Origin of the sequence: Mesorhizobium sp. M7A.F.Ca.CA.002.05.1.1, from assembly GCF_003998335.1 — a bacterium.
In the GTDB taxonomy this organism is placed as follows: Bacteria; Pseudomonadota; Alphaproteobacteria; order Rhizobiales; family Rhizobiaceae; genus Mesorhizobium.
Window position 1 is genome coordinate 1 of record NZ_RZQI01001207.1, and the last position, 1,402, is coordinate 1,402.

A 1,402-nucleotide genomic window follows, 5' to 3' on the forward strand; every position below is an offset into this window, starting at 1 on the left:
GTCGGCCGATGCAGATGCGCCGGCCAAATTCTATCTGCTCAGCGCGCCGGCGCATCAGGCCTGGCCCAGCCGGCTGATCCGCATCGGCGACGCCAAGCGCCTCGATCTCGGCAGCAAGGACACCTGCAACGAGCGTTCGATCTTCCAGTTCATCCATGCCGACGGCGTGAAGACCTGCCAGCTGGTGGTCGGCATGACTCAGCTGGCGCCGGGCTCGGTGTGGAACACCATGCCGTGCCATGTGCATGACCGGCGCATGGAGGCCTATCTCTATTTCGACCTGGCGGAGACGGCACGCGTCTTCCACTTCATGGGCGAGCCGGACGAGACGCGCCATATCGTCATGGGCAACGAGGAAGCGGTGCTGTCGCCGGGCTGGTCGATCCATTCGGGCGCCGGCACTTCCAATTATGCTTTCATCTGGGCGATGGCTGGCGACAATGTCGACTATACCGATGTCGACCCGGTGGCGTTGAGCGATCTGCGGTGAGCGACCCCTTCAGCCTTGCCGGAAAACGTTTCCTGGTCACCGGCGCCAACACCGGCATCGGCCAGGGCATCGCCGTATCGATCGTACGCGCCGGGGGCGCGGTGGTCGGCGTCGGCCGCTCGTCGATGGACGATACGGCAGACAAGGTCGCCGCGCTGGGAGGGCAATTCGAGGCGGTCAGCGCCGACCTTGCCGACATTTCGGCCGCCGGCCCGTTGCACGACCGGATCTGGGACGAAAGCGGTCCGCTCGACGGGCTGGTCAACAATGCCGGCATCATCCGCCGCGCCGATGCCGTCGATCTCAGCGAGGCCGATTGGGACGACGTCATGGACGTCAACCTGAAAACGGTTTTTTTGCTCTGCCAAAGCTTTGCAAGGCGTGCCTTGGCAGCTGAGCGGAAGGGCAAGATCGTCAACATTGCCTCCGTGCTGAGTTTCCAGGGTGGCATCCGCGTTGCGTCCTACACTGCCTCGAAGCACGGTGTGCTCGGCATCACGCGTCTGCTCGCCTGCGAATGGGCGGCAAAGGGCATCAACGTCAACGCCATCGCGCCGGGCTATATCGAGACCAACAACACGCAGGCGCTGCGCGCCGATCCCGACCGCAGCGCCGCCATCCTGGCGCGTATCCCGGCCGGCCGCTGGGGCGAGGCGGGCGACATTGGCGACGCCGCCGTCTTCCTGCTGGCGCCGGCGTCGAACTACATGCATGGGGCGGTGGTGCCGGTGGATGGCGGCTGGCTGGCGCGCTAGGTTTTGACGCAATTCCGGGCGGAAAACCGTTTCACACTTTTCTTGGAATTGCTCTGAGGAGACAACGATGACCGCAAAGATTTTCGCGCAAGCCGGCGAGGGCGCCTGGACGAAGACGCCAGACGGCAACAGGCGGCGCGTTCTCCTGCACACCGAC

Annotated in this window: 2 protein-coding genes and 1 pseudogene; all 3 read left to right on the forward strand. The window is 64.7% G+C overall.

The features are described 5' to 3' along the window. The coding region (kduI, locus tag EN939_RS34150) for a 5-dehydro-4-deoxy-D-glucuronate isomerase (protein ID WP_127271815.1) at positions 1-490 on the forward strand (490 nt) is incomplete at its 5' end. Further along, complete coding sequence (gene kduD / locus EN939_RS34155; protein ID WP_127271817.1) at positions 487-1,245, forward strand: 2-dehydro-3-deoxy-D-gluconate 5-dehydrogenase KduD; 759 nt, start codon at positions 487-489, stop codon at positions 1,243-1,245. The genes kduI and kduD, both read left to right, overlap by 4 nt. Positions 1,246-1,312: 67 nt before the next feature. Then, positions 1,313-1,402: pseudogene (locus EN939_RS39520) on the forward strand (cupin domain-containing protein); the annotation flags it as partial.